2 protein-coding genes are annotated in these 2,569 nt (G+C 32.3%); both read left to right on the forward strand.

Annotated features, from left to right (window positions below):
- The first annotated feature begins 277 nt into the window (after positions 1-277).
- Positions 278-1,237 carry an alpha/beta hydrolase gene (locus VK90_RS27265; RefSeq protein ID WP_048376736.1) on the forward strand — a complete coding sequence of 320 codons (960 nt, stop codon included), beginning with the start codon at positions 278-280 and terminating at the stop codon, positions 1,235-1,237.
- A 197-nt stretch (positions 1,238-1,434) separates the two neighbouring features.
- Entirely contained in the window at positions 1,435-2,163 is a 729-nt protein-coding gene (locus VK90_RS27275; protein ID WP_048376741.1) for a DsbA family oxidoreductase, read from the forward strand.
- Positions 2,164-2,569: the final 406 nt, after the last annotated feature.

A 2,569-nucleotide genomic window follows, 5' to 3' on the forward strand; every position in this document is an offset into this window, starting at 1 on the left:
CAGAATGACTCGTCTTTTTTGTGTATATTTCGTTAGAAATAACTTCTTACTAACCCCAAATACCACTTTAGATTTTAAGTATTCCCCATTCTTTTAAGATTTGTGATTACATATCCATATAATTTTTTATTCAATTTCCCTCATGATTTTTGATATGTAATTTAAGATTTTCTATTTTATTTCTTATAGATACGATTCATTGGTGTGTTAAAATAGTACAGTTATTTTTTTGAAGTACTTTAATATAAGAAGATTTAATTTTGAAAAAGGAGATAATATGAAAAAGATAAGTGTAATTACTATAGTAGTTTTAATCCTTCTAGCAATTGCGTATATGTTAGTCGGGAATTATTTCTATAATTATGCATTGAATGCAAAACAAGAAAAAGAATTTTTGGAGGATAATCCTCACTTAACGGAAACAGTGAATGCATCGGGAGATGTATTGGCTACGAATGAAGAAAAGAATGCAAACTTTGTATCAAAATATAAACCTAACACATTAACTATACGTTCTTTTGATAAGCTAAATTTAACAGGTTATGAATATATGAATGAGCAATCTAGCCATAAATGGGCAATTGTAGTTCATGGATATGATGGCAGGGCATCAGCAATGACGAAATATATCCGGAATTTTCATGAACAAGGTTATAACGTCATAGCGCCAGATCTTCGTGGGCATGGAAATAGTGAAGGGGATTATATCGGTATGGGGTGGCATGATCGTAAAGATGTTCTGATTTGGATTCAACAAATTTTAAAGAAAGATCCTAATGCTGAAATAGCTCTATTTGGTATTTCTATGGGTGGAGCAACTGTTATGATGACTTCTGGGGAAGATTTACCTTCTAATGTTAAAGTTATTATTGAAGATTGTGGATATTCAACTGTTATTGATGAATTCACGTATCAACTAAAAGATTTATTCCACTTGCCTAAATTTCCTGTTATGAATGCGGCCAATACAGTTACTAAATTGAGGGCTGGATATGATTTGAAAGAGGCTTCAGCTGTAAAACAAGTTGCGAAAAGTAAAACACCTATGTTATTCATTCATGGGGATGCTGATACATTTGTTCCTTTTGAAATGTTGGATGAGGTGTATAATGCTGCAAAAGTAGAAAAAGAGAAATTAATTGTTCCAGGTGCGGGACATGGAGAAGCTGAGAAAGTAGATCCAAATAAATATTGGAATACTATATGGAAGTTCGTAGAGAAGTATATTCCGGCATAATTAAGGTTGTTTCATGTTTATATACGATAATCGGAAGGGAGTATTTTATCCTTTTGATTATCGTTTTTTGTTATTTAGGTATTCTGTTATAAATATACTTTTGGTTGTACTATATAGAAGGTTTGGAGCAAAAATTTTTGAATTCCTTAATCGCGGTGCTAAAATGGTTGGAAATAAAATTGTAAAGAGGTGCGAATATGAAAATTGAAGTATGGTCTGATTTTGTATGTCCGTTTTGTTATATTGGGAAGCGTAGATTAGAGATGGCTTTAGAACAATTTCCACATAGGGATGACGTTGAAGTTGAGTTTAAAAGTTTTGAGTTAGACCCAAATACTCCAATCTATTCTGGAACAAGTATTAGTGAAGTAATTGCAGCAAAGTATGGGATTAGTGTTGAAGAAGCTAATCGTAATAATATACAAATAGGCAATCACGCAGCTAGTATAGGTTTAAGTTTTAATTTTGAAGAGATGAAACCAACAAATACTTTTGATGCACATCGTTTGGCGAAATTTGCAAAGGATCAGGGGAAAGAAAAAGAGATTACAGAAAATCTACTTTTTGCATATTTCACTGAATCGAGAAACTTAAGTGATGCGGAAACGCTCTCTACTATCGCTGAAACTTCAGGTTTAGATAAGAAAGAAGCTGTAAACGTTATTAATAATAAAAATGCGTATGCGAATGAAGTTAGAATTGACGAAGCGATTGCTCAGCAATATAAAATTACGGGAGTACCTTATTTTATTGTTAATCAAAAATATGCTATTTCAGGCGCGCAACCACTTGAAACCTTTGTTGGTGCACTTCAACAGGTGTGGGAAGAAGAGAATCCTAAGTCAGAACCTCAAAATCTTTCAATAAATAGTACAACCGATGCTTATTGTACAGATGGAAGCTGCTCGATACCTCCAAAGGAATAATATTTAGTTCTTTCTATTATGGTGTACATAATGTACAGAGGGATAAATTTTAAATGTCATACGTATATTAATAACTTCTAAATACGAATAACCTACAGTAACTTCTATAGGTTATTTGTATTTAGTTTACTTTGAGAAAGTTACATTCAAGTGCACTATTTTTGTGCTAACGGCTTGTTGGTATAGTTAATTCATATTTTTATAAAAAACTTATTTAAAACCATTGACTATTAACACACATAAGTGTAATATAGGACAAGTCGCTGATAGCAACAACGCAGAAAGCGACAAACGAAATGAAAAAACTTAGTTGACATTGAAACATGAAAATGTTAACATAAGGAAGTCGCAAATGAGCGGCAAAGTAGTTCTTTGAAAACTGAACGAAACAAACAACGTGAAACGT

This window comes from Bacillus sp. LK2, assembly GCF_001043575.1.
GTDB classification, from domain to species: Bacteria; Bacillota; Bacilli; order Bacillales; family Bacillaceae_G; genus Bacillus_A; species Bacillus_A paramycoides.

Excerpts from the sequence above, each read along its gene's own strand:
- VK90_RS27265 (WP_048376736.1), top strand. The coding sequence starts at position 278 with ATGAAAAAGATAAGTGTAATTACTATAGTAGTTTTAATCCTTCTAGCA.
- VK90_RS27275 (WP_048376741.1), top strand. The coding sequence starts at position 1,435 with ATGAAAATTGAAGTATGGTCTGATTTTGTATGTCCGTTTTGTTATATT.